This is a genomic window from Escherichia sp. WS33 (assembly GCF_046486385.1).
In the GTDB taxonomy this organism is placed as follows: Bacteria; Pseudomonadota; Gammaproteobacteria; order Enterobacterales; family Enterobacteriaceae; genus ECMA0423.
The window spans coordinates 26,534-48,761 of the sequence record NZ_JBJQLJ010000014.1 but is presented as its reverse complement, the minus strand read 5'-3'; the positions used below and the strand labels follow the sequence as shown (position 1 = coordinate 48,761).

General features: G+C 50.5%; 20 protein-coding genes, 7 tRNA genes and 1 other RNA gene. 3 read left to right on the top strand and 25 right to left on the bottom strand.

Features of this window, described 5'->3' with window-relative positions:
- The first annotated feature begins 114 nt into the window (after positions 1–114).
- A complete protein-coding gene (locus ACJHXA_RS13165; RefSeq protein ID WP_000784351.1) occupies positions 115–495 on the top strand; it encodes a YbgS-like family protein in 381 nt (126 codons plus the stop codon).
- Positions 496–608: 113 nt separating this feature from the next.
- The gene (gene zitB, locus ACJHXA_RS13160) at positions 609–1,550 is read left to right on the top strand and encodes a CDF family zinc transporter ZitB (RefSeq protein ID WP_000951292.1); all 942 of its coding nucleotides are present in this window, start codon (positions 609–611) and stop codon (positions 1,548–1,550) included.
- Here zitB and pnuC read toward each other — a convergent pair.
- The 23 genes from pnuC to mngA all read right to left on the bottom strand — a co-directional run bounded on the left by pnuC (position 1,547) and on the right by mngA (position 19,163).
- Positions 1,547–2,266 carry a nicotinamide riboside transporter PnuC gene (gene pnuC, locus ACJHXA_RS13155; protein WP_000345410.1) on the bottom strand — a complete coding sequence of 240 codons (720 nt, stop codon included), beginning with the start codon at positions 2,264–2,266 and terminating at the stop codon, positions 1,547–1,549. The two genes, zitB and pnuC, sit on opposite strands and share 4 nt — an antisense overlap.
- 37 nt (positions 2,267–2,303) lie before the next feature.
- Positions 2,304–3,347 (bottom strand): quinolinate synthase NadA, encoded by a 1,044-nt coding sequence (gene nadA / locus ACJHXA_RS13150; protein WP_000115295.1) that lies wholly within the window; start codon positions 3,345–3,347, stop codon positions 2,304–2,306.
- A gap of 248 nt (positions 3,348–3,595) precedes the next feature.
- A non-coding RNA gene (locus ACJHXA_RS13145) (RtT sRNA) lies at positions 3,596–3,721 on the bottom strand.
- Between the two features lie 30 nt (positions 3,722–3,751).
- Positions 3,752–3,827 (bottom strand) — tRNA-Lys (locus tag ACJHXA_RS13140).
- A 33-nt stretch (positions 3,828–3,860) separates the two neighbouring features.
- A tRNA-Lys gene (locus ACJHXA_RS13135) sits at positions 3,861–3,936 on the bottom strand.
- Positions 3,937–4,082: 146 nt separating this feature from the next.
- A tRNA-Lys gene (locus ACJHXA_RS13130) sits at positions 4,083–4,158 on the bottom strand.
- 3 nt (positions 4,159–4,161) lie between these two features.
- A tRNA-Val gene (locus tag ACJHXA_RS13125) sits at positions 4,162–4,237 on the bottom strand.
- A gap of 150 nt (positions 4,238–4,387) precedes the next feature.
- Positions 4,388–4,463: transfer RNA gene (locus ACJHXA_RS13120), tRNA-Lys, on the bottom strand.
- Positions 4,464–4,465: 2 nt separating this feature from the next.
- Positions 4,466–4,541, bottom strand: a tRNA-Val gene (locus ACJHXA_RS13115).
- A gap of 35 nt (positions 4,542–4,576) precedes the next feature.
- Positions 4,577–4,652 (bottom strand) — tRNA-Lys (locus ACJHXA_RS13110).
- A 164-nt stretch (positions 4,653–4,816) separates the two neighbouring features.
- Complete coding sequence (gene cpoB, locus ACJHXA_RS13105) at positions 4,817–5,608, bottom strand: cell division protein CpoB (protein ID WP_000097580.1); 792 nt, start codon at positions 5,606–5,608, stop codon at positions 4,817–4,819.
- A gap of 9 nt (positions 5,609–5,617) precedes the next feature.
- Positions 5,618–6,139, bottom strand: coding sequence for a peptidoglycan-associated lipoprotein Pal (pal, locus tag ACJHXA_RS13100; RefSeq protein ID WP_001295306.1), 522 nt, complete (start codon positions 6,137–6,139; stop codon positions 5,618–5,620).
- Positions 6,140–6,173: 34 nt separating this feature from the next.
- A complete protein-coding gene (gene tolB / locus ACJHXA_RS13095) occupies positions 6,174–7,466 on the bottom strand; it encodes a Tol-Pal system beta propeller repeat protein TolB (RefSeq protein WP_001295307.1) in 1,293 nt (430 codons plus the stop codon).
- Between the two features lie 132 nt (positions 7,467–7,598).
- Entirely contained in the window at positions 7,599–8,864 is a 1,266-nt protein-coding gene (gene tolA, locus ACJHXA_RS13090; protein ID WP_000030637.1) for a cell envelope integrity protein TolA, read from the bottom strand.
- A gap of 64 nt (positions 8,865–8,928) precedes the next feature.
- The gene (gene tolR / locus ACJHXA_RS13085; RefSeq protein WP_000090097.1) at positions 8,929–9,357 is read right to left on the bottom strand and encodes a colicin uptake protein TolR; all 429 of its coding nucleotides are present in this window, start codon (positions 9,355–9,357) and stop codon (positions 8,929–8,931) included.
- 3 nt (positions 9,358–9,360) lie between these two features.
- Positions 9,361–10,053, bottom strand: a complete 693-nt coding sequence (gene tolQ / locus ACJHXA_RS13080; protein ID WP_000131314.1) for a Tol-Pal system protein TolQ — start codon at positions 10,051–10,053, stop codon at positions 9,361–9,363.
- Positions 10,050–10,454: a tol-pal system-associated acyl-CoA thioesterase gene (gene ybgC / locus ACJHXA_RS13075; protein WP_001098384.1), complete on the bottom strand. Its 405-nt coding sequence runs from the start codon at positions 10,452–10,454 to the stop codon at positions 10,050–10,052. Before ybgC ends, tolQ begins: the two co-directional genes overlap by 4 nt.
- A 149-nt stretch (positions 10,455–10,603) precedes the next feature.
- A complete protein-coding gene (ybgE, locus tag ACJHXA_RS13070; RefSeq protein ID WP_000034602.1) occupies positions 10,604–10,897 on the bottom strand; it encodes a cyd operon protein YbgE in 294 nt (97 codons plus the stop codon).
- Entirely contained in the window at positions 10,897–11,010 is a 114-nt protein-coding gene (gene cydX / locus ACJHXA_RS13065; protein WP_000270282.1) for a cytochrome bd-I oxidase subunit CydX, read from the bottom strand. Before cydX ends, ybgE begins: the two co-directional genes overlap by 1 nt.
- 14 nt (positions 11,011–11,024) lie before the next feature.
- Positions 11,025–12,164 carry a cytochrome d ubiquinol oxidase subunit II gene (gene cydB / locus ACJHXA_RS13060; protein WP_000568275.1) on the bottom strand — a complete coding sequence of 380 codons (1,140 nt, stop codon included), beginning with the start codon at positions 12,162–12,164 and terminating at the stop codon, positions 11,025–11,027.
- A gap of 15 nt (positions 12,165–12,179) precedes the next feature.
- Positions 12,180–13,748: a cytochrome ubiquinol oxidase subunit I gene (gene cydA / locus ACJHXA_RS13055; protein WP_000884361.1), complete on the bottom strand. Its 1,569-nt coding sequence runs from the start codon at positions 13,746–13,748 to the stop codon at positions 12,180–12,182.
- Between the two features lie 847 nt (positions 13,749–14,595).
- Positions 14,596–17,229 carry a mannosylglycerate hydrolase gene (gene mngB, locus ACJHXA_RS13050; protein WP_000649001.1) on the bottom strand — a complete coding sequence of 878 codons (2,634 nt, stop codon included), beginning with the start codon at positions 17,227–17,229 and terminating at the stop codon, positions 14,596–14,598.
- A gap of 17 nt (positions 17,230–17,246) precedes the next feature.
- On the bottom strand, positions 17,247–19,163 hold the full coding sequence (gene mngA / locus ACJHXA_RS13045) for a PTS 2-O-a-mannosyl-D-glycerate transporter subunit IIABC (protein ID WP_001054863.1): 1,917 nt from the start codon (positions 19,161–19,163) through the stop codon (positions 17,247–17,249).
- Between the two features lie 168 nt (positions 19,164–19,331).
- On the opposite strand from mngA, the gene mngR reads away from it, so the two are divergent.
- Complete coding sequence (gene mngR / locus ACJHXA_RS13040; RefSeq protein WP_000509897.1) at positions 19,332–20,054, top strand: mannosyl-D-glycerate transport/metabolism system transcriptional repressor MngR; 723 nt, start codon at positions 19,332–19,334, stop codon at positions 20,052–20,054.
- A gap of 103 nt (positions 20,055–20,157) precedes the next feature.
- Here the strand turns inward: mngR and sucD are convergent, their stop codons facing one another.
- On the bottom strand, positions 20,158–21,027 hold the full coding sequence (gene sucD, locus ACJHXA_RS13035) for a succinate--CoA ligase subunit alpha (RefSeq protein WP_000025458.1): 870 nt from the start codon (positions 21,025–21,027) through the stop codon (positions 20,158–20,160).
- Positions 21,027–22,193 carry an ADP-forming succinate--CoA ligase subunit beta gene (gene sucC / locus ACJHXA_RS13030; RefSeq protein WP_001048602.1) on the bottom strand — a complete coding sequence of 389 codons (1,167 nt, stop codon included), beginning with the start codon at positions 22,191–22,193 and terminating at the stop codon, positions 21,027–21,029. The genes sucD and sucC overlap by 1 nt, the downstream gene beginning before the upstream one ends.
- Between the last annotated feature and the right edge of the window lie 35 nt (positions 22,194–22,228).

Below are 22,228 nucleotides of genomic sequence, written 5' to 3'. Positions count from 1 at the left end.
TTCTCTGCTGCGTTTCATAACCTGGCTGAAATCTTAAACCAATGCCTTATATTCACCTGCAAATGCACTGTTGGAAGAGGTTATCCGACATAACGACCATAACAGGAGCATCCTATGAAAATGACAAAACTGGCCACATTATTTCTGACTGCCACTCTAAGCCTTGCCAGCGGTGCCGCACTGGCTGCCGATAGCGGAGCGCAAACTAATAACGGCCAGGCAAACGCCGCAGCTGATGCGGGCCAGGTAGCCCCTGACGCCCGTGAAAATGTCGCGCCAAATAACGTCGACAATAACGGGGTAAATACCGGTTCTGGTGGCACAATGCTGCATTCGGATGGTTCTTCAATGAACAATGACGGAATGACCAAAGATGAAGAGCACAAGAACACCATGTGCAAAGATGGTCGCTGTCCGGATATCAATAAAAAGGTACAAACCGGTGATGGCATCAATAATGATGTCGATACCAAAACCGACGGTACCACGCAGTAACCCTGCAAAATAGCCAATAATGGGAGAGCGGAGTCTCTCCCTTTTAATTTTTCACTTCTAAAAGCAGTATGATGTCATAAAGTTAAGTGAGAATAATTAAGGGATGACTCGTCATGGCGCACTCACACTCACACACGTCCTCACACCTGCCAGAAGATAATAATGCTCGTCGCTTGTTGTATGCTTTCGGCGTGACTGCCGGGTTTATGCTGGTAGAAGTCGTTGGTGGTTTTCTTTCTGGTTCTCTGGCATTGCTGGCCGATGCGGGTCATATGTTGACCGATACTGCCGCCCTGCTTTTCGCCCTACTCGCCGTGCAATTTTCACGTCGTCCTCCCACCATTCGCCACACTTTCGGTTGGCTAAGACTGACCACGCTCGCGGCGTTTGTGAATGCCATAGCCCTCGTGGTAATTACCATTTTGATTGTCTGGGAGGCGATAGAACGCTTCCGCACGCCGCGTCCGGTCGAGGGCGGCATGATGATGGCAATTGCCGTGGCTGGGTTGCTGGCAAATATACTTTCTTTCTGGTTACTTCATCACGGCAGCGAAGAGAAAAACCTCAACGTACGAGCAGCGGCACTGCATGTGCTCGGGGACCTGCTGGGTTCGGTTGGGGCTATTATTGCCGCGTTGATTATTATCTGGACTGGCTGGACACCTGCTGACCCCATTCTCTCGATACTGGTGTCGCTTCTGGTTCTGCGTAGCGCGTGGCGACTGTTGAAAGATAGCGTGAATGAATTACTTGAAGGTGCACCGGTATCGCTGGATATCGCTGAACTGAAGCGTCGTATGTGCCGGGAAATCCCGGAAGTCCGCAATGTGCACCATGTACATGTATGGATGGTAGGCGAGAAGCCGGTGATGACGTTGCATGTGCAGGTGATCCCGCCACACGATCACGATGCCTTGTTGGATCAGATCCAACACTACCTGATGGATCACTATCAGATTGAGCACGCCACCATTCAGATGGAATATCAACCTTGTCATGGGCCAGACTGCCACCTGAATGAAGGGGTGTCTGGCCATTCACATCATCACCATTAATGGGACAGCGCGCGTGAGCCTCTTTCACGTGCGCTGTTGATCCACATCCGGCTGCCGTTGAGCGCAATAAAGGTCAGGATGATGTACTCCAGAGACATGGCGTAAACGCCCTGAAGTGCAAAAATAACGACGCTAATCACGTTAATAATCACCCACAACAGCCAGTTTTCCACATACTTACGCGTCATCAGAATCATTGCCACGATAGATAACACCATCATGCATGAATCCCAGAACGGGAAAGCGTCCGGTTGCAGTTCAGGCATCACAACCTGTAATCCTAATGCTTGCATGATCATGACTGCCACGCGGGTCAAAAATGCAAACACCGGATTGATAAATACCGTCATCAGACCAATCGAAACAACGCAAACCGCCAACCAGCTGAGTGCCTTCGGCAATGGCAACCAGCGAATTTTCAACTCCGCCTCGTTCTGACTGGTTTGTCGCGACCACGCATACCAACCGTAAATATTCGCGGCAAAGAAAAACACCTGTAATAGCAGGCTGGCATACAGCTGAATCTGAAAGAAAATAATGCCAAACAAGGTGACGTTGATCAGGCCAAAGAAGTAGTTGCTGATCTTCTCCAGACTGGCAAGGCCAATACACAGCAACCCGGCGATCGTGCCTACCGCTTCGATCCATGAGAGATCATAACCGCCTGCCCCTATTGGTATATGTACCAGGATATTCTGCACACTAAAAAAATCCATCTTTCCCCCAAAGCGTAACGTTACGCCTTATTATTCGTTATCCACGTAGTGTAGCCGCAAAATCCAGCATACGATTGAGCGGCACCAGCGCCCTCTCTCGCAGCCTTTCATCAACATGAACCTCGTGATTGCTTCCTTCCTGTTCTAATGCCTCTGCGATGGACTGAAGGCCATTCATGGCCATCCACGGACAATGCGCGCAGCTGCGGCAGGTTGCACCCTCACCTGCGGTTGGTGCTTCCAGTAACTCTTTATCTGGCACTGCCTGCTGCATTTTGTAGAAAATGCCCCGATCGGTTGCCACGATAAGCCGCTGATGTGGCAATGTTTTCGCAGCAGCGATCAGTTGACTGGTGGAACCGACCGCATCCGCCATATCGACAATAGCTTGTGGTGATTCTGGATGCACCAGTATGGCAGCATCCGGGTATTCTTCTTGCAAGCGGGTTAACGCCTGAGTCTTAAATTCATCATGCACAATACAGGCACCCTGCCAGCATAGAATGTCTCCACCCGTCTGTTTTTGCACGTAACGCCCCAGATGTTTGTCGGGTGCCCAGATGATTTTTTCACCCAAACTATCAAGATGATCAATAAGTTCGACGGCAATGCTTGAAGTTACCACCCAATCTGCGCGCGCTTTTACCGCAGCAGAAGTGTTGGCGTAGACGACGACAGTACGATCGGGATGGGCATCGCAAAATGCGTTAAATTCTTCAACAGGGCAGCCGAGATCCAGTGAACATTCAGCCTGAAGTGTCGGCATCAGAATTGTTTTTTCCGGACTGAGAATTTTGGCGGTTTCTCCCATAAATCTCACCCCAGCGACTAACAAAGTAGAAGCGGGATGCTTTGCACCGAAGCGCGCCATTTCCAGAGAATCAGAAATACAGCCACCGGTTTCTTCTGCCAGTTGTTGAATTTCGGGATCGGTATAGTAGTGGGCAACCATCACCGCATTACGTTCTTTTAGCAGACGTTTTATCTTCTCGCGGTAATACGCTTTTTCATCAATGCTTAACGGCGTCGGCTTCGGGGGGAAAGGATAAATCGCCGTGTCTGGATCAAACATTACGCTCATCTTACCATCTCGTTTTACAGGCTTAACGTTAAAACCGACATTAGCGTAATATTCGCTGTTATCGGTGTAATTTGTTTTATATGCTAAACAAGATAGTCGAATGGTGGGGAAAAGTCACTCGAATTACGCCTAATTCCACCGACGTAGAGTTGCTTGCACAGTAAGCTCTGACGATGTCATCAGGTTTACAAAGTGAAATTGAGGATGCCTGAATAGCAAAAAAGCGCCTTTAGGGCGCTTTTTTACATTGGTGGGTCGTGCAGGATGACTCGCTTCGCTCGCCCTTCGGGCCGTCGCCGCGAGCGGCTCCGTTGTTTCGCTGCGCTCAACTCAAACCTGCTGCAGGTTCGAATCTTTGAGTATCGCAGATAGCAAAAAAGCGCCTTTAGGGCGCTTTTTTACATTGGTGGGTCGTGCAGGATTCGAACCTGCGACCAATTGATTAAAAGTCAACTGCTCTACCAACTGAGCTAACGACCCCTTGCGGGATTATGCTGCTTTAATCATTCAGGATGGTGGGTCGTGCAGGATTCGAACCTGCGACCAATTGATTAAAAGTCAACTGCTCTACCAACTGAGCTAACGACCCATACGGGTGTTACCTGAAAGATTTCTACTCGGGGCCAATCTTTAAGATTGGTGTGTCGTGCAGGATGACTCGCTTCGCTTGCCCTACGGGCCGTTGCTGGCGCAACGTTATCCTTCACGCTTAACATCTGAGTTTGATGTTAAAATTGGTGGGTCGTGCAGGATTCGAACCTGCGACCAATTGATTAAAAGTCAACTGCTCTACCAACTGAGCTAACGACCCGAGTGGTGGGTGATGACGGGATCGAACCGCCGACCCCCTCCTTGTAAGGGAGGTGCTCTCCCAGCTGAGCTAATCACCCGATACTGCGCTGGATACTACAAACTACTTCCACCGAACCCACCGTAATTAGTGGTGGGTCGTGCAGGATGACTCGCTTCGCTCGCCCTACGGGCCGTTGCTGACGCAACGTTATCCTACACGCTTAACATCTTGTCTTCGATGCTAAAACTGGTGGGTCGTGCAGGATTCGAACCTGCGACCAATTGATTAAAAGTCAACTGCTCTACCAACTGAGCTAACGACCCGGTGGTGGGTGATGACGGGATCGAACCGCCGACCCCCTCCTTGTAAGGGAGGTGCTCTCCCAGCTGAGCTAATCACCCAATACTACGCTGGATACTACAACTAACTATGTTAGTGGTGGGTCGTGCAGGATTCGAACCTGCGACCAATTGATTAAAAGTCAACTGCTCTACCAACTGAGCTAACGACCCACTTTTTCGTTGCTTTCGGTTTGTTTGATATCCCGTGGCAACGGCGGCATATATTACTGATTTCAGACTTGAGCGCAACAAAAATTTCGATGCAGATCACTCAACTGCTTATGATTCGCACGACACGACCAGAAATAATGCGACTTCTGGTCGTGTGTTATGCATTACATCGCGTTCAGACGTTTTTGTGCCTGTTTAGCGCCATCAGTACCAGGGTATTTACTGATAACCTGCTGGTATACGGCTTTCGCTTTTGCGGTGTCACCTTTGTCCTGCATGATGACGCCGACTTTAAACATCGCATCAGCAGCCTTTGGTGACTTCGGATAGTTTTTCACTACCGAAGCAAAATAGTACGCCGCATCATCTTTTTTACCCTTGTTGTAGTTTAACTGACCCAGCCAATAATTGGCGTTTGGCAGGTAAGTTGAATCAGGGTAATTTTTGATGAAATTCTGAAATGCCACCATTGCGTCATCCTGGCGGGATTTATCCTGCACCAGCGCAATAGCTGCATTGTAATCCGTGTTTGCATCGCCGCTTTTCACCGGCGCGCCAGCATTCGCAGTACCAGCATCAGCTGTCGGCGTCGTTGATGCCGCCGCACCGCTTTGATCGCTGCTGGTTGATTGCGCCGCTGCACCACCGCTGCTGAGGCTGTCGATCTGCAACAGGATCTGCTTTTGCCGCTCCACGACCTGATTCAGTTGATACTGATTTTCCTGAATCTGACCACGCAGGGAATCAATATCGGATTGATTATCAGAAAGTTGTTGCTGGAGTTGGGTTAAAAGCTGGCTGTGAGCATTAGAAATACGCTCAAGTTGAGTGACGCGGTCTTCGACCGAGCCTGAGCCGACACTACTGATTGGTGCCTGAGCAAAAGCGGCCCAGGGGGCCGCTATACCAACCAGTAACGACAGACTCAATAGTTGATGTCTGAAGTTACTGCTCATGCAATTCTCTTAGTAAACCAGTACCGCACGACGGTTTTTGGAGTATGCCGCTTCGTCATGACCCAGTACTGCAGGTTTTTCTTTACCGTAAGAAACGATGGAGATCTGGTCTGCAGAAACGCCTTTACCCTGCAGGTACATCTTAACGGCGTTCGCACGACGTTCACCCAGGGAGATGTTGTATTCCGGAGTACCACGTTCGTCCGCGTGACCTTCTACGGTGACTTTGTAAGACGGGTTGCTACGCAGGAAGTTTGCATGTGCATCCAGCATTTGAGCGAAGTCAGAACGGATATCGTACTTGTCCAGATCGAAGTAAACGATGTTGTTCTGCTGCAGCTGTTGCATTTGCAGACGAGCCTGCTCTTCGGAAGACATGTTGCCGTTGCCGCCGTTCGCATCCATACCAGTGCCGGCACCCAGCATGCCTTCGCTGCCGTCATTGCTGGCGTTCTTGTTGGAAGAACATGCCGCAATTGCCATAACAGGCAGAGCAATCATCAGCCCTTTCAGCACTTTGTTCAGTTGCATTTCAATGATTCCTTTACTATTCAATTAATTATTATCACAGATACGGCGACCAGGCAGGGAATTTGACCTGTCCATCAGTTGCCGGAAGACGCGCTTTGAAACGCCCATCTGTAGAAACCAAATTCAGCACGGATCCCATCCCCTGAGAAGAGCTGTAGATTACCATAGTGCCGTTAGGTGCCAGACTTGGCGTTTCATCCAGGAACGTGGACGACAGAACTTGTACGCCTCCCGTTGCCAGATCTTGTTTGGCAATGTGCTGCTGCCCACCATTGGAGCTGACCATTACCATAAATTTACCGTCGCTGCTGACATCCGCATCCTGGTTCTGCGAACCTTCCCAGGTAATACGTTGTGGCGCACCGCCGTTGATATTCACTTTATAAACCTGCGGACGACCGGCCTGGTCAGAAGTAAATGCCAGGTTCTGGCTATCCGGGAACCAGGTCGGTTCGGTATTGTTACTGCGACCATCAGTCACCTGGCGGATCTGACCAGAAGCCAAATCCATTACGTACAGGTTCAGACTACCGGTTTTCGACAAGGCGAATGCCAGTTTGCTGCCGTCTGGCGAGAATGCAGGTGCACCGTTGTGACGCGGGAATGAAGCCACCTGACGTACAGCGCCATTTGCCAGCGTCTGAATAACCAGCGCGGAACGACCGCTTTCGAAGGTCACATAAGCCAGTTTAGAACCGTCTGGTGACCACGCCGGAGACATCAGCGGCTGCGGTGAACGGTGAACGACAAACTGGTTGTAACCGTCATAGTCAGATACGCGCAGTTCATACGGGAACTGACCGCCGTTGGTCTGAACAACGTAGGCAATACGAGTACGGAACGCACCTTTAATGCCGGTCAGTTTTTCAAACACTTCATCACTGGCGGTATGACCAGCATAACGCAGCCACTGCTTGTTCACTTTGTACGAGTTCTGAGCAAGTACAGTACCCGGTGCGCCGCCAGTGTCAACAAGTTGATAAGCAACATTGTAAGAACCATCCGGATTCGGAGTGACCTGACCGACAACTACAGCGTCAATGCCCAGTGCGGACCATGCAGCTGGTTGTACTTCCTGCGCACTACCCGGCTGCTGTGGCAGACGAGCGCGATCTAACGGATTAAATTTACCGCTGTTACGCAAGTCAGCAGCAACGATGCCGCCAATATCTTCAGGTGCCGCACCAGGCCCCGCCCACTGGAAAGGAACAACACCAATAGGACGACCGGAATCTACACCGCTGTCGATCACAATGCGGACTTCAGCATGCAGAACTGATGCCCACAGTATGAGAAAACCAAATGCTACTCGTAATGCCTGCTTCATCATATCTCCCTTATCTGGACCGATGGCCCACGATAATTTAGCAGAATGTTAACAAACTAAAATACACAAAACTACCAGAACCCCGTGGCAACCGGTGCCTGATGTTGACCGTCCGAACAGTCAACATCGCGATTACGGTTTGAAGTCCAATGGCGCGTTTTTGAACACTTCATATACTGCCTGGCTTGGTGGTTTCGGGATCTTCGCAAGTTTAGCTGCTGCCAACGCAGCCTGACAAAGTGCGGGATCGCCACCTTCAGGTTTGATATCCAGTAACATACCATCGGGTGCCAGTTTTATGCGCAGCGTACAGGTTTTGCCTGCATAGGACGATGCGTCATAGAACTTACTTTCGATAGCAGATTTAATCTGCCCGGCATAGTTATTGATATCGGCCCCTGATGCGCCATTGTTTTTAGTATTACCACTCCCGGCAGGCGAAGCATTGTTCCCTTTCGCCCCTCCCCCCGTTTTCGGTGCATTCTTACCAGAGCTTAGCTCACCGAAAATATCATCTGCCTCTGCGGCCGCTTTTGCTGCAGCGGCTTTTTCAGCTGCAGCTTTTGCCGCTGCCGCTTTTTTGTCTGCGGCGGCTTTTTCTGCCGCTGCTTTCTTATCAGCTGCTGCCTTTTCAGCAGCCGCTTTTTCTGCTGCTTTTTTGTCGGCTGCAGCTTTCTCTGCTGCCGCTTTCTTATCAGCTGCAGCCTTTTCAGCAGCCGCTTTCTTCTCAGCTTCTGCTTTGGCTTTTTCAGCAGCTTCAGTTGCCGCTTTCTTTCTTGCTTCAGCTGCAGCTGCTTCTGCCGCTTCCGCTTTCTTCTTCAGTGCCGCAGCGGCTGCCTCGGCTTTTTTCTGCGCTTCGGCTGCGGCTTTGGCGGCTTCTGCTTCTGCTTTTTTCTTTGCGTCTGCAGCCGCTTTCTTCGCTGCTTCTTCCGCAGCTTTAGCATCTGCTTCGGCCTTCGCTTTAGCATCTGCCGCCGCTTTCGCTGCCGCCTCTTCAGCTTGCTTCTGCTTTAACTCGGCCTGTTTTGCGGCTTCTTCAGCCTGCTTTTTCTGCTCCTGAGCCGCTAACCGCTCTTTCTCAAGTTGCTTCAGGCGTTCCTGTTCAGCCGCTTGTTTCTCACGCAGTTCTTCAGCAGCCTGCTGTTCCTTCATCTTGCGCTGTTCATCAGAACGCTTCGCGCTTGATTCCTGGCTTTGCATGCGTTTGTACTGCTCAACTACCGCACCTGAATCAACCATGACAGCGTCGATGGACGAACCACCGCCGCCTCCGGCTGAAGCTTCTATATTCTCATCGAACGAACTCCAGATCAGCGCCGCAAATAAGATGACATGCAGCACTGCTGAAATAATTATCGCCCGCTTGAGCTTGTCGTTTTGTTCGGTTGCCTTTGACACTCTCGGTTTCCAAAAACTGTTCGCCTGTTACCCGCTCTCTTTCAAGCAAGGGAAACGCAGATGTTTAGATAGGCTGCGTCATTAAACCAACCGATTTCACACCCGCACTATGTAACAAGTTCAGTGCTTTAATTATTTCATCGTAAGGCACATCTTTTGCGCCACCGATCAGAAAGACCGTTTTCGGGTTGGCCTTGAAACGGCTGGACACTTCCGCCACCACCTGCTCTGGTGGTAAACGCTCCAGGCGATCTTTCTCAACCACCACGGTGTACTGACCAATACCAGACACTTCAACAATCACTGGCGGATTATCGTTACTGCTCACCGCCTGTGATTCAGTAGCGTCTGGCAGATCGACCTCCACGCTCTGGGTGATGATGGGCGCTGTCGCCATAAAGATCAGCAACAGCACCAGCAGTACGTCCAGCAACGGTACAATGTTGATTTCGGACTTGAGATCGCGACGACCTCGTCCACGCGCTCTGGCCATGGCTTACCCCTTGTTGCTCTCGCTAACGGTAAACGCCTGGCGGTGCAGAATCGCGGTAAACTCTTCCATAAAGTTGTCGTAATTCAGTTCCAGTTTGTTTACGCGCTGGTTGAGGCGGTTATAAGCCATTACCGCCGGAATTGCGGCGAACAGACCAATTGCAGTCGCAATCAACGCTTCTGCGATACCGGGCGCAACCATTTGCAGTGTTGCTTGTTTTACCGCCCCGAGGGCGATAAAGGCGTGCATGATCCCCCAGACCGTACCAAACAGACCAATATACGGGCTGATGGAGCCAACCGTACCGAGGAACGGAATGTGCGTTTCCAGATTTTCAAGTTCACGGTTCATGGAGATACGCATAGCACGCGACGCCCCTTCCACTACGGCTTCCGGCGCATGGCTATTGGCACGATGCAGGCGCACAAACTCTTTGAACCCGCTGTAAAAGATTTGTTCCGAACCAGTCAGATTATCCCGTTTCCCCTGGCTCTCTTGATAGAGGCGAGAGAGTTCGATTCCAGACCAGAATTTATCTTCAAACGCTTCGGCTTCGCGCGCCGCTGCGTTAAGAATACGGGTCCGCTGGATAATAATGGCCCAAGATGCGATTGAAAAACCAATCAAAATCAACATGATAAGTTTAACCAGAAGGCTAGCCTTCAGGAACAAATCAAGGATATTCATGTCAGTCACTGCTTAAACTCCGCGACAATAGACTTGGGAAGCGCACGAGGCTTCATTTTGAGTGGGTCAACGCAAACAACCAGAACCTCTGCTTCATTCAGCAAAGTATTCTCGGCGTTGACAATACGTTGCGTGAAAACCAAAGAGGTGCCACGCATTGATGTTATTTCAGTCTGTATTTCGAGCATATCGTCGAGCCGCGCAGGTGCGTAATATTCCACCGTCATTTTACGTACCACAAAGGCAACGCGTTCAGCCATCAGCGCCTGCTGACTGAAGTGATGATGACGCAGCATCTCTGTGCGTGCTCTTTCATAAAAAGCGACGTAACTGGCGTGGTACACCACACCACCGGCATCGGTATCTTCATAGTAGACGCGAACCGGCCATCGAAACAGCGTTGTATTCACTTTACATCCCGGTAATGCAACAAAAGTTAGAGCTTTTAAACGCTGCTACTATACGCGCGCGATTGAGGTTTGGGAATGAGGGCAAGTTAAGGGAGCGTAAAAATTTATGGGCCTGGAGCGGCCCATAATTTTTTAAAGAGAATTCTGATTTAAAAGAAGAAGAAAATCAGCCCGACAATGAGAACAATATCGGCAAGCAATGGGCAAAAAATCCCTTGCCAAAGAACCTTCTGCGGACGAAAGCCCACGCCGTGAATCACACCAGCACAGACGGCCCACATCAGCAATAAACCATGCCAGATTTCCAGTTCACTGGTCTTCGCGGCAAAACGAGATGGGTCCCAAAACATACATCCTGCTAACAGAAGCGCCATCACGAAGGAAAGCGCCCGCAGGGGGCGCTTGTCCATTACCGCATACAAAGTCGCGATAATCTTACTCATCAGATGTCTTCTTGACCGGCTTTGCCTGATTCGACGTGTTCAAGCGCCAGCGCGGTGATTACCCCAAACGAACAGGCAAGAAGCGTTCCCAGAATCCATGCGAAATACCACATTTTTAGCTCCTTACTTAGTACAGAGAGTGGGTGTTACGTTCAATATCTTCTTTGGTGATACGACCGAACATTTTCCAGTAACACCAGGCGGTGTAGAGCAGAATGATCGGTACCAGAACCACCGCAACCCAGGTCATGACGTTAAGCGTCAGCTGGCTGGAAGTTGCATCCCACATTGTCAGACTTGCGTTCATCATGGTGCTGGACGGCATCACAAACGGGAACATTGCGATACCGGCTGTCAGGATGATGCAGGCCAGCGTCAGGGAGGAGAACACAAACGCCCACGCGGCTTTATCCATACGTGCAGTCAGGATGGTCAGCAGCGGCAGAACCACACCCAGTGCCGGAATAGCCCACAGAATTGGCGTGTTGTTGAAGTTAACCAGCCATGCGCCAGCTTCACGAACCACTTCTTTATTCAGTGGGTTAGAGGCTGCGTAATGGTCCATTGTCGATTTCACGACATAACCATCGATACCGTACATCACCCATACGCCAGCCAGTGCGAAACAGACCAGTGTCACCAGCGCAGCCACCTGAGCCGTTGCACGGGTACGCAGGTGCAGTTCGCCCACGGTACGCATTTGCAGATAGGTTGCGCCCTGAGTAATGATCATCCCTACGCTCACCACGCCTGCCAGCAGGCCGAACGGGTTAAGCAACTGGAAGAAGTTACCGGTGTAGTACAGACGCAGATATTCATCAACGTTGAACGGTACGCCCTGCAACAGGTTACCGAACGCTACACCAATTACCAGCGGCGGAACGAAGCTACCAATGAAGATGCCCCAGTCCCACATGTTACGCCAGCGGGTTTCTTCAATCTTGGAGCGGTAGTCAAAACCGACCGGACGGAAGAACAAAGACGCCAGCACGAGGATCATCGCCACATAGAAGCCGGAGAACGCAGCGGCATAGACCATCGGCCAGGCAGCAAAGAGTGCGCCGCCCGCGGTGATCAGCCAAACCTGGTTACCGTCCCAGTGTGGTGCAATGGAGTTAATCATAATTCGACGCTCGGTGTCGTTACGACCGAGGAAACGGGTGAGCATGCCCACCCCCATGTCGAAACCGTCAGTGACTGCAAAACCAATCAGCAGAACGCCAACCAGCAGCCACCAGATAAAACGCAATACTTCATAATCGATCATTTGACGACTCCTGTCTTAGCGTGCCGGCTGAGTAGTCGTGGAAGACTGCTCAAAGTGATAGCGACCGGTTTTCAGGCTGCTTGGGCCGAGGCGTGCAAATTTGAACATTAAGAACAATTCTGCCACCAGGAACAGGGTATACAGGCCGCAAATCAGCACCATTGAGAAGATGAGATCGCCTGCGGTCAGTGACGAGTTCGCCACAGCTGTCGGCAGCACTTCACCGATAGCCCACGGTTGGCGGCCATATTCAGCCACGAACCAGCCCGCTTCTACAGCAATCCACGGCAGCGGAATACCGTACAGCGCGGCGCGCAGAAGCCATTTTTTCTCGCCAATGCGGTTGCGGATGACACTCCAGAAAGAGAGCGCGATGATTGCCAGAAGCAGGAAGCCACACGCCACCATGATACGGAACGCAAAGTACAGCGGCGCTACACGCGGGATGGAGTCTTTGGTTGCCTGTTGAATCTGCGCTTCAGTCGCATCAGCCACGTTTGGCGTATAGCGTTTCAGCAGCAGACCGTAACCGAGGTCTTTCTTCATGCTATTGAACTGGTCACGAACCGCCTGGTCGGTAGAACCAGAACGCAGTTGTTCGAGCAGAGAGTACGCCTTCATCCCGTTACGAATGCGTTCTTCATGCTGCACCATCAGCTCTTTCAGGCCGATAACCGGGGTATCCACGGAACGCGTTGCAATGATGCCCAGTGCGTAAGGGATCTGAATCGCAAATTTGTTCGTCTCCTCTTCCTGATCAGGAATGCCGAACAGAGTAAAGGCAGCAGGCGCAGGTTGCGTTTCCCACTCGGCTTCAATAGCAGCCAGTTTGGTTTTCTGCACGTCGCCCATTTCGTAGCCGGATTCATCACCCAGAACAATAACAGACAGAACAGCAGCCATACCGAAGCTGGCAGCGATAGCAAAGGAGCGTTTAGCGAAGGCGAAGTCACGACCTTTCAGCATATACCATGCGCTGATACCGAGGATGAACATCGCGCCAGTCACATAACCAGACGCTACAGTGTGAACGAATTTCACCTGAGCAACCGGGTTAAGCACCAGCTCGGAGAAGCTCACCATCTCCATACGCATAGTTTCAAAGTTGAAATCGGACGCGATTGGGTTTTGCATCCAGCCGTTCGCAACCAGAATCCACAGTGCGGACAGGTTTGAACCGAGCGCCACCAGCCAGGTGACACACATATGCTGAACTTTACCCAGACGATCCCAACCGAAGAAGAACAGACCTACAAAGGTGGATTCGAGGAAGAAGGCCATCAGACCTTCGATTGCCAGCGGCGCACCGAAGATATCCCCTACATAGTGGGAATAGTAAGACCAGTTAGTCCCGAACTGGAACTCCATGGTCAGACCGGTAGCCACACCCAGAGCGAAGTTGATACCAAACAACTTGCCCCAGAACTTGGTCATATCTTTATAAATCTGTTTGCCGGAGAGGACGTAGACCGTTTCCATAATGGCCAGCAGGAACGCCATACCGAGCGTCAGTGGCACAAAAAGGAAGTGGTACATCGCGGTCAAGGCAAACTGTAAGCGCGACAGTTCGACTATATCTAACATCATGACTCCTTGCTCATCGCATGAAGACTCCGAGAGTGAACCCCGTTAGAAAGGGTCACACGCATGCCCCAATAGAAATTTGTTTGAACACTTTCATCATACCATGTGAATGCACACAAAAACGGCGTAAAGAAAGGTTGCAAACATGTTAATAAAAACTCAAATTGATCCCACGTATATATTACGCCGCAAAATCCTTACAATAAACAGGTTTTTGTTGAAGCAAATTTGCATTTTTCGACGGTGATCAATTTATAGCTAAATTACCGCCTTTCAGCCAATTTGATCGAGAACAATTTATCTCTTTTTGATGCCCATTTCCAAGACTTATACATTGATAAATATCAATTCCTACAAATTATGTTAATCATGTTTCAATAAGGTAACTTTAGTGACATTTATGTTTAAAATGTGTGAGTTATAAGGCTGAAATTAGTTTCGGTTGGCAATTAAAGATAAAAAGAGACGAAGCAAAAACAGCACGGTTGACCTTAATTCTTTTTTTGGTCACTGGCTAATACGACGCAGAGTTTCAGGATTACTAATAAAGGCATAAATCCACCCCCGCCGATATTAACATTTAATTAACTTATAATTATATTATAATTAACTCACCCAGGGTTATTATTTTGTTAAAAATAAAGCCACATATACGTGGCTTGAGAGTGAAGATAAACGCAAAATTACCTGATGCGCTACGCTTGCCAGTGTCTACATCATCTCTGCAATATATTGAATTTGCCTGCTTTTGTAGACCGAATAAAGCGTTCATGCCGTATCCGGCATGAACAAAGCGCCCTTTGTCAACAATCTGGCCGCGCATATGTGGCTTCGGTTTGATTGCTATTCAGGCAAGCCGGTAACTGAACGTCCGTGACTGGCCGGGTAAAAAAGGCCCCGATAGATTTGAACCTTGATTTTCCTCGGTGGTAATGTGTTCATCCATCATCGTTTCTGAGCAAGAAATCACCTCGCGACTGAAAGCAACAGTCGCATCACAGGTTGCTGATTCAGCCGGATTAAACAGCCGTAAAATCACTTCTTGTCGGTCTTCAGCTTTCTTAAGTGCGCTTATCAGGCATCCCACTGGGGGCATTTTCAACAAACTATAACTTTCCGGCACGTTGAATCCGGCTTTGTTGAGCTTCATCGCATCCCATGGGATTTTGTTGTAACACTGTACTGGAGTCAGCCATGCTCGCGCCTGCTGAGCTACACCAGCGGCGGTTGGCGTACCGGTATAACTCAATAAACTTAGGCGACAAGAAAGCAGACCACGTAGTTGTGAGTCCGGGACTGGCATTTTAATTCCCGAAGGCCGCCCAGGCCTTAAAAGCAGATCTTCTTTCCCCAGTAAGCCCACGCCACGCAGCAACGTAATGGCAAAGGTTTTCTTCTCTTCACCGATGACTTCAAATTCACGTAACCCTTCGCTAAAGACAGCCATGCCGTTACGCCCTTCCTGTAAGGCAGCATAGTTGAGCATATTCCATACCGGAACCGGCGCTTCTTTCCAGCCTTCTTGCTGCCAGTTGTTCATTGCACTGTCGTTCACGGGGCGCGTTAGCGAACCAAACTGGGTATCTGCCAGAACACTGTCGGTGTTAAAAGGTGTAGGGACCAGGACGCGAAGACGATGATCGTCAGCCTGGTTATCAAGGTTGATATCCACATCAATGCGCCTGCTGTTATCACTCAAAGTGACAACCATTTCCACCCCTACTCTGCCAGTGGATTGTCTTGCGCTGCGTTCTTGCAGATTACGCGGCACCGCCATTTCATAACGGATAACAGCCCTGCTCTGCCAGGCTTCATGAATAATATCGCATTGCGGTTTCGCGTTCGCCGCGGTAATTACCCACTCTTCTTTTGCGGGTGAATAGTCATATTCATCACCATCATCAGAGCTTTCTTCAATTTGCAATACCCGGTCATAGCGCACACCGCTGTCTTTATCTACCAGTTGCAGAGAACCATCCTCATTGAGCGCAATCTGCCAGAAAGCATTTTCCAGAATCCCTTCAGCGTCACTTTTTGCCGCAATCACGTTGCCAGGCTGATTCGCTTCAATATAAAGCGTGCGATAGCCCATAGAAGGGACAATCTGGTTGATCTGGATGTCGAACTCCATAAAGGGATCATAATTGCCATAATGAACAATTTGCCGATCGATTAGGCCTGGATCGATCTCACGGGCATGGCGAATAAAATACGGCACAGGCTGGCCGCGATCGTCCCGCAAATTAAACTGGCTGGCGCGCAGGCGCACAGTGGTGTTGATCACTTCTTCACGCGGCCAGGGCATCAGGTTAAACAGGACGAGTTTGTCGGCGTCGCTCTGCGGCATGTTGTCGGCAATTTTGCGCATGTAGAAACGAATCAGATTATCCGCCATGTCTTCAGCCAGTTCGAAGCGGGCGACGATTTCGCGATGAACTTTGTCACTGCAACAACAACCGATACTGTCGTGGGCATGATTTTTTAAGATCTCTTTCCACATTTTCTCCAGCAAGCCGTGGTGGTATTCAAAACCCAACGTCCAGGCCAGTGTTGCCAGCGGTTCCAGCAGATTAACAATCTTATTTTCAATACGCGCGTGGGCAATTTTGATATCCATACGCGTAGAACCGATGGTGCGATGCACGCGCATATATTTGCCATCAATAAATTCCCCTTTCAGGGTTGCCAGACTTTCACGCTGCGCTTCAATCTGCTCGAATACCTCTTCAAAGCGGCTCATCACAAACTTTCGTTGAGGATAAATTTCGCGAAGTTTCTCCATCACTTCGAAGATATTTTGCTGCAATGGCATCTGGTCATGACCATTCGGCAATAAAATCTCTTTGGTTACAGACGCTTTTTCCAGCACGTCAAAATAACTGTCGAGGCGTTTGCGTAATCCGTTTTCGTCGGCAGGTAAGTACTTACCGATGGCATAACCCAACGGCAGCACCTGCGCCGTCACTTCGCTACCGTCACTGCTTTGCCATAAAAACTCGGTTTTATCAGTACCGTGGCGCTCCGAACATCCGCGCCAGAACATAGTGCGGGTAATGCCAAATCCATTGTAGATATGCGGCAGTTGCCCGGACATGCCAAAGGAATCCGGTAAATAACCTATTTTCATCGGCTCGCCAAACGCGAGGCAGTCACGCATTCCGTACATCAGATTACGGACGATGGATTCCGCAGAAACAATCGTGGTATCGGTCTGGGTATACCAGGGGCCGATAATCAACTTACCGGCTTCTACCTGTTTCTTCACGCGGTCTTTGTTTTCCGGTTTCACCGCGAAATAATCTTCGAGGATCGCCGTTTGCCCGTCGAGTACGTAATATTTGTATTCGTTGTCCTGTTCCAGTCGGCACAGGATCTCTTCCATATTATTGACCAGCAGAATGCGTGACTCTTCGGTGGTGAAATACCACTCCCGATCCCAATGCATATGCGGGGTGATGTGAACGCGAGATACCGCTTTCATCGTCGTTTCCTTTTTGTTTATGGCATTACGCCATCAGTCAGATAGTTGCCATGCTTAACCGCGTGACGCCGCCAGATCAGGAGAATTGCAGTCGAGATTGCAGCCCCCACCAATGCCGCACCAAACCAGCCAATTGCCGCCATAACACCGCCCGCGCCATTATCATGAAGTAAAAAGAGCGAGAAAATGCCGGCACCGGGTGTCGAAAGGCCGATATTCATCGCACCGACAATAGCGCCCGTTACCATAGAGCCCAGCACAAACGAACCAATAACCCGCAGCGGATCTTCAATCGCCATCGGGATCGCCCCTTCGGTAATACCTGCCAGCCCTAACAGCCAGGTGGATTTCCCGGTCTCAATTTCAAACTCTTTAAACAGGCGCGGTGCGAGCATCGTGGAAGCGGTTACGGTAAATGCCGAAACCATTTTGACGGAGGCGAAAATGGCATACGGGCCGTAAACGCCGTTCGCCATTGCGCCCAGGCAGAATGCATAAGCGGCTTTGTTCACTGGCCCTCCAAGGTCAAAGGAACACATAAAACCGAGAATGGCACCCAGCAACAGCGCGTTACTTCCTGACAGACCGTTCAGCCAGGCGGTAAGCGAGTTATTGATCCAGGCGACAGGTTCTCCCACCACAAACAGCATCAGACTGCCCGCTCCCAACGTACCGAGCACCGGGTAGAGATAAAAAGTCAGGAATCCATTGAATTTACTGCTAAGACGCAAGTGATTTTTCACCCAGCGCATCAAGTAACCGGCTATCAATCCGCCAACGACCGCGCCGAGAAACCCGGAGCCGATCATGTTGGCGGCAAGTCCAGCCGCAAAGCCTGGCGCTAACGCCGGTTTATCTGCCAGAGAATAGGCGGTATAGGCCGCGAGCACCGGTACCATCAAAATTCCGAGCAGCCCGCCGCCCAGCTTGCGGTACATCCACAGCCAGGAGTTTTCTTCATTAAACAGATCTTGTAGCCCGAAGATTTGCGACAGTAATACCGCGACCGCCAGCACCGTGCCCCCCGCGACAATCAACGGTACGGCAAAAGAGATTCCGCTCAACAGTGCCTGTTTCAGCTCCGTTTTGACACTTTTCACCGGTTGCGTATCTTGCTGTACGGTACGCGTCTCATCGCTACGCTTGAGGGTAAGCGCTTGTTGGATCAACGCTTCTGCATGGCGAATCGGCTCGGCAACAGGCACTGAAAGCGCGGGAATGCCATTAAAACGCTCACTCTCCTTGATGGCGACTTCAGCCGCAAAAATACAGGCGGTTGCACTATTGAGTTGATCCGCCGTTAAACGCCCTTCAATGCCGTTAGCGCCTTGTTTTTCAACGTAAACATTTACGCCGAGTTTGCGTCCGGCTTTTTCCAGATATTCCGCAGCCATATAGGTGTGAGCAATACCCGCCGGACAGGCCGTTACGCAGACGATAGTTGGCGCGTTGGAAAAAGAGGCAGAAGGTTGCGTGCCTCCCTTGTCATCCAGCGCCGAGAGCAACTCATCAGGCGTCGTCGCCGACTGTATACGCGCCCGAATCTCATCATCCGCCAGGCGCGTGGTCAGCGCTGTCAGCAGTTGCATATGCGTAGTACCCGCTTCATTGGGGGGAATCGCCAGCAGCACCACTAAATCAACCGCTTCCGGGCCATCAACGCCTTCCCACTGAAGCGGCTCGCTGAGTGTGGCGACCGCAAACGCCGCTTCTTTTACCGCAGCAGTTTTGCCATGCGGCACAGCCAACCCTTCACCTAAGGCGGTCGGGCCAAGGCTTTCACGGCGATACACTTCTTCCAGAAATTGCTCAGTACTGGAAATTTTCCCCAGAGCAGCAAGACGTTGAGTCAACGCGTGGATGGCCTCTTCACGGCTGGTAAAGCGCGCATTCAGACACAACGCATCGCGGTGGGTCAGAGTCGTCAGATTCATCATGATCCTCACTTGATCGTTTTTATAGTCGCGCCAGTGTGCCCGATAAAACAATACCATTATGTGATCAATTTCACTTGATTGAAATTATTTGTATTGTATTTATATTATTTACAGGATGAATTTATCGGGCATAATGGCTAAATTCGTATTAATGAGATACTAAAAATGGGACACAAGCCCTTATACCGGCAGATTGCCGATCGCATTCGTGAACAAATTGCGCGTGGCGAGCTTAAACCTGGCGATGCGTTACCTACCGAATCGGCATTACAAACAGAGTTTGGCGTCAGCCGGGTTACGGTGCGTCAGGCTTTGCGCCAGTTAGTCGAGCAACAGATCCTCGAAAGCATTCAGGGCAGCGGGACTTACGTCAAAGAAGAGCGGGTCAATTACGATATTTTTCAGTTAACCAGTTTTGATGAAAAACTGTCGGACCGTCACGTCGATACACACAGTGAAGTCCTGATATTTGAAGTGATTCCGGCTGACGATTTTCTTCAGCAACAGCTACAAATCACCGCGCAGGATCGTGTGTGGCATGTGAAGCGCGTGCGCTATCGCAAGCAAAAGCCAATGGCGCTGGAAGAAACCTGGATGCCGCTTGCGTTGTTCCCGGATCTCACCTGGCAGGTCATGGAAAATTCAAAATATCACTTTATTGAAGAAGTGAAGAAAATGGTTATCGATCGTAGCGAACAGGAAATCATTCCTCTGATGCCAACCGAAGAGATGAGCCGTCTGCTTAATATCAGCCAGGCAAAGCCGATTCTTGAAAAAGTATCGCGTGGATATTTAGTTGATGGTCGGGTGTTTGAATATAGCCGCAACGCTTTTAATACCGATGACTATAAATTTACCCTGATAGCGCAACGAAAATCATCGCGATAAGCACAAAAAAGGCCATCATACGATGGCCAACCATGTCGAAACCGACAGCCCTTCGCCATTCCTGTAGAGGGAAGCGGCGAGGGCTATTTCTTATTACAGATATTTATTTCAGAACAGTTTTCAGTGCTTCACCGATATCCGCCAGGCTGCGAACGGTTTTCACGCCTGCGGCTTCCAGAGCAGCAAATTTCTCATCCGCAGTCCCTTTCCCACCGGCAATGATGGCACCCGCGTGGCCCATACGTTTGCCTTTCGGCGCAGTCACACCAGCGATGTAACCCACAACTGGCTTGGTAACATGCTCTTTGATGTACGCTGCCGCTTCTTCTTCAGCGCTACCGCCGATCTCACCGATCATTACGATCGCTTCGGTCTGCGGATCTTTTTCGAACATTTCGAGAATGTCGATAAAGTTAGAGCCAGGGATCGGGTCACCGCCGATACCAACACAGGTCGACTGACCGAAACCGTAATCCGTGGTCTGTTTAACCGCTTCATAGGTCAGTGTACCGGAACGGGAAACGATACCCACTTTACCCGGTTTGTGAATGTGACCCGGCTGGATACCGATTTTGCATTCACCCGGAGTGATAACGCCCGGGCAGTTCGGGCCGATCATACGAACGCCGGCTTCGTCCAGTTTCACTTTCACAGTCAGCATATCCAGCGTCGGGATGCCTTCAGTGATGGTGATAATCAGTTTGATGCCTGCATCAATAGCTTCCAGAATGGAGTCTTTGCAGAACGGTGCTGGTACGTAGATAACAGAAGCGGTAGCGCCAGTAGCAGCAACAGCTTCACGCACGGTGTTGAACACCGGCAGGCCGAGGTGGGTAGTACCGCCTTTACCTGGGGTTACGCCGCCAACCATTTTAGTGCCGTATGCAATGGCCTGTTCTGAGTGGAAAGTCCCCTGGCTACCAGTAAAGCCCTGGCAGATAACCTTGGTGTTTTTATCAATTAAAATGGACATTATTTCCCCTCCACTGCGGCAACAACCTGCTGAGCTGCATCCGTCAGACCTTTTGCTGCAATAATATTCAGGCCGCTGTCAGCCAGTTTCTTCGCGCCGAGTTCGGCGTTGTTACCTTCCAGACGTACCACGACCGGTACGTTAACACCCACTTCTGCTACCGCGCCGATGATACCGTCAGCGATCAGGTCGCAACGAACGATACCGCCGAAGATGTTAACCAGAACGGCTTTCACTTTGTCGTCAGAGAGGATGATTTTGAACGCTTCGGTTACACGTTCTTTGGTTGCGCCGCCGCCAACGTCAAGGAAGTTAGCCGGTTCGCCGCCGTGCAGTTTAACGATGTCCATCGTACCCATCGCCAGACCTGCGCCGTTAACCATACAACCGATGTTACCGTCCAGCGCAACGTAGTTCAGTTCCCACTGTGCAGCCTGTGCTTCACGCGGATCTTCCTGCGACTGGTCACGCATTTCGCGCAGATCAGGCTGGCGGAACAGTGCGTTGCCGTCAGCGCCCAGTTTGCCGTCGAGGCAAATCAGATCGCCCTGTTTGGTGATGACCAGCGGGTTGATTTCGATCAACGCCAGGTCGCGCTCCAGGAAAATGGTCGCCAGGCCCATGAAGATTTTGGTGAACTGCTGAACCAGTTTACCTTCCAGACCCAGTTTGAACGCCAGCTCGCGTCCCTGATACGGCATCGGGCCTGTCAGCGGATCAAGCGCAACTTTATGGATCAGGTGCGGAGTTTCTTCCGCCACTTTTTCGATTTCCACGCCGCCTTCGGTGGAGGCCATAAAGACCACGCGACGGGAACTACGGTCTACAACGGCACCGAGATACAGCTCTTTAGCGATATCGGTCGCTGCTTCAACCAGAATCTGGTTAACCGGTTGGCCATTGGCATCTGTTTGATACGTTACCAGACGCTTGCCGAGCCAGTTTTCTGCAAAAGCACGGATGTCTTCTTTGCTGTTTACAACTTTCACACCGCCCGCTTTACCGCGGCCACCAGCGTGAACCTGACATTTCACTACCCACGGGCCGGCACCGATTTTTGAAGCGGCTTCTTCTGCTTCGCGCGGAGTAGTACAGGCATAACCCACCGGTGCTGGTAAGCCATAGCGGGCAAAAAGTTGTTTTGCCTGATATTCATGTAAGTTCATGTGTTCTGTCCATCCTTCAGTAATCGTTATCTTTT

Coding starts and splice junctions, on each gene's coding strand:
- ACJHXA_RS13165 (WP_000784351.1), top strand. CDS start 115: ATGAAAATGACAAAACTGGCCACATTATTTCTGACTGCCACTCTAAGC.
- zitB (WP_000951292.1), top strand. CDS start 609: ATGGCGCACTCACACTCACACACGTCCTCACACCTGCCAGAAGATAAT.
- pnuC (WP_000345410.1), bottom strand. CDS start 2,266: ATGGATTTTTTTAGTGTGCAGAATATCCTGGTACATATACCAATAGGG.
- nadA (WP_000115295.1), bottom strand. CDS start 3,347: ATGAGCGTAATGTTTGATCCAGACACGGCGATTTATCCTTTCCCCCCG.
- cpoB (WP_000097580.1), bottom strand. CDS start 5,608: ATGAGCAGTAACTTCAGACATCAACTATTGAGTCTGTCGTTACTGGTT.
- pal (WP_001295306.1), bottom strand. CDS start 6,139: ATGCAACTGAACAAAGTGCTGAAAGGGCTGATGATTGCTCTGCCTGTT.
- tolB (WP_001295307.1), bottom strand. CDS start 7,466: ATGAAGCAGGCATTACGAGTAGCATTTGGTTTTCTCATACTGTGGGCA.
- tolR (WP_000090097.1), bottom strand. CDS start 9,357: ATGGCCAGAGCGCGTGGACGAGGTCGTCGCGATCTCAAGTCCGAAATC.
- ybgE (WP_000034602.1), bottom strand. CDS start 10,897: ATGAGTAAGATTATCGCGACTTTGTATGCGGTAATGGACAAGCGCCCC.
- cydX (WP_000270282.1), bottom strand. CDS start 11,010: ATGTGGTATTTCGCATGGATTCTGGGAACGCTTCTTGCCTGTTCGTTT.
- cydB (WP_000568275.1), bottom strand. CDS start 12,164: ATGATCGATTATGAAGTATTGCGTTTTATCTGGTGGCTGCTGGTTGGC.
- cydA (WP_000884361.1), bottom strand. CDS start 13,748: ATGTTAGATATAGTCGAACTGTCGCGCTTACAGTTTGCCTTGACCGCG.
- mngB (WP_000649001.1), bottom strand. CDS start 17,229: ATGAAAGCGGTATCTCGCGTTCACATCACCCCGCATATGCATTGGGAT.
- mngA (WP_001054863.1), bottom strand. CDS start 19,163: ATGAATCTGACGACTCTGACCCACCGCGATGCGTTGTGTCTGAATGCG.
- mngR (WP_000509897.1), top strand. CDS start 19,332: ATGGGACACAAGCCCTTATACCGGCAGATTGCCGATCGCATTCGTGAA.
- sucD (WP_000025458.1), bottom strand. CDS start 21,027: ATGTCCATTTTAATTGATAAAAACACCAAGGTTATCTGCCAGGGCTTT.
- sucC (WP_001048602.1), bottom strand. CDS start 22,193: ATGAACTTACATGAATATCAGGCAAAACAACTTTTTGCCCGCTATGGC.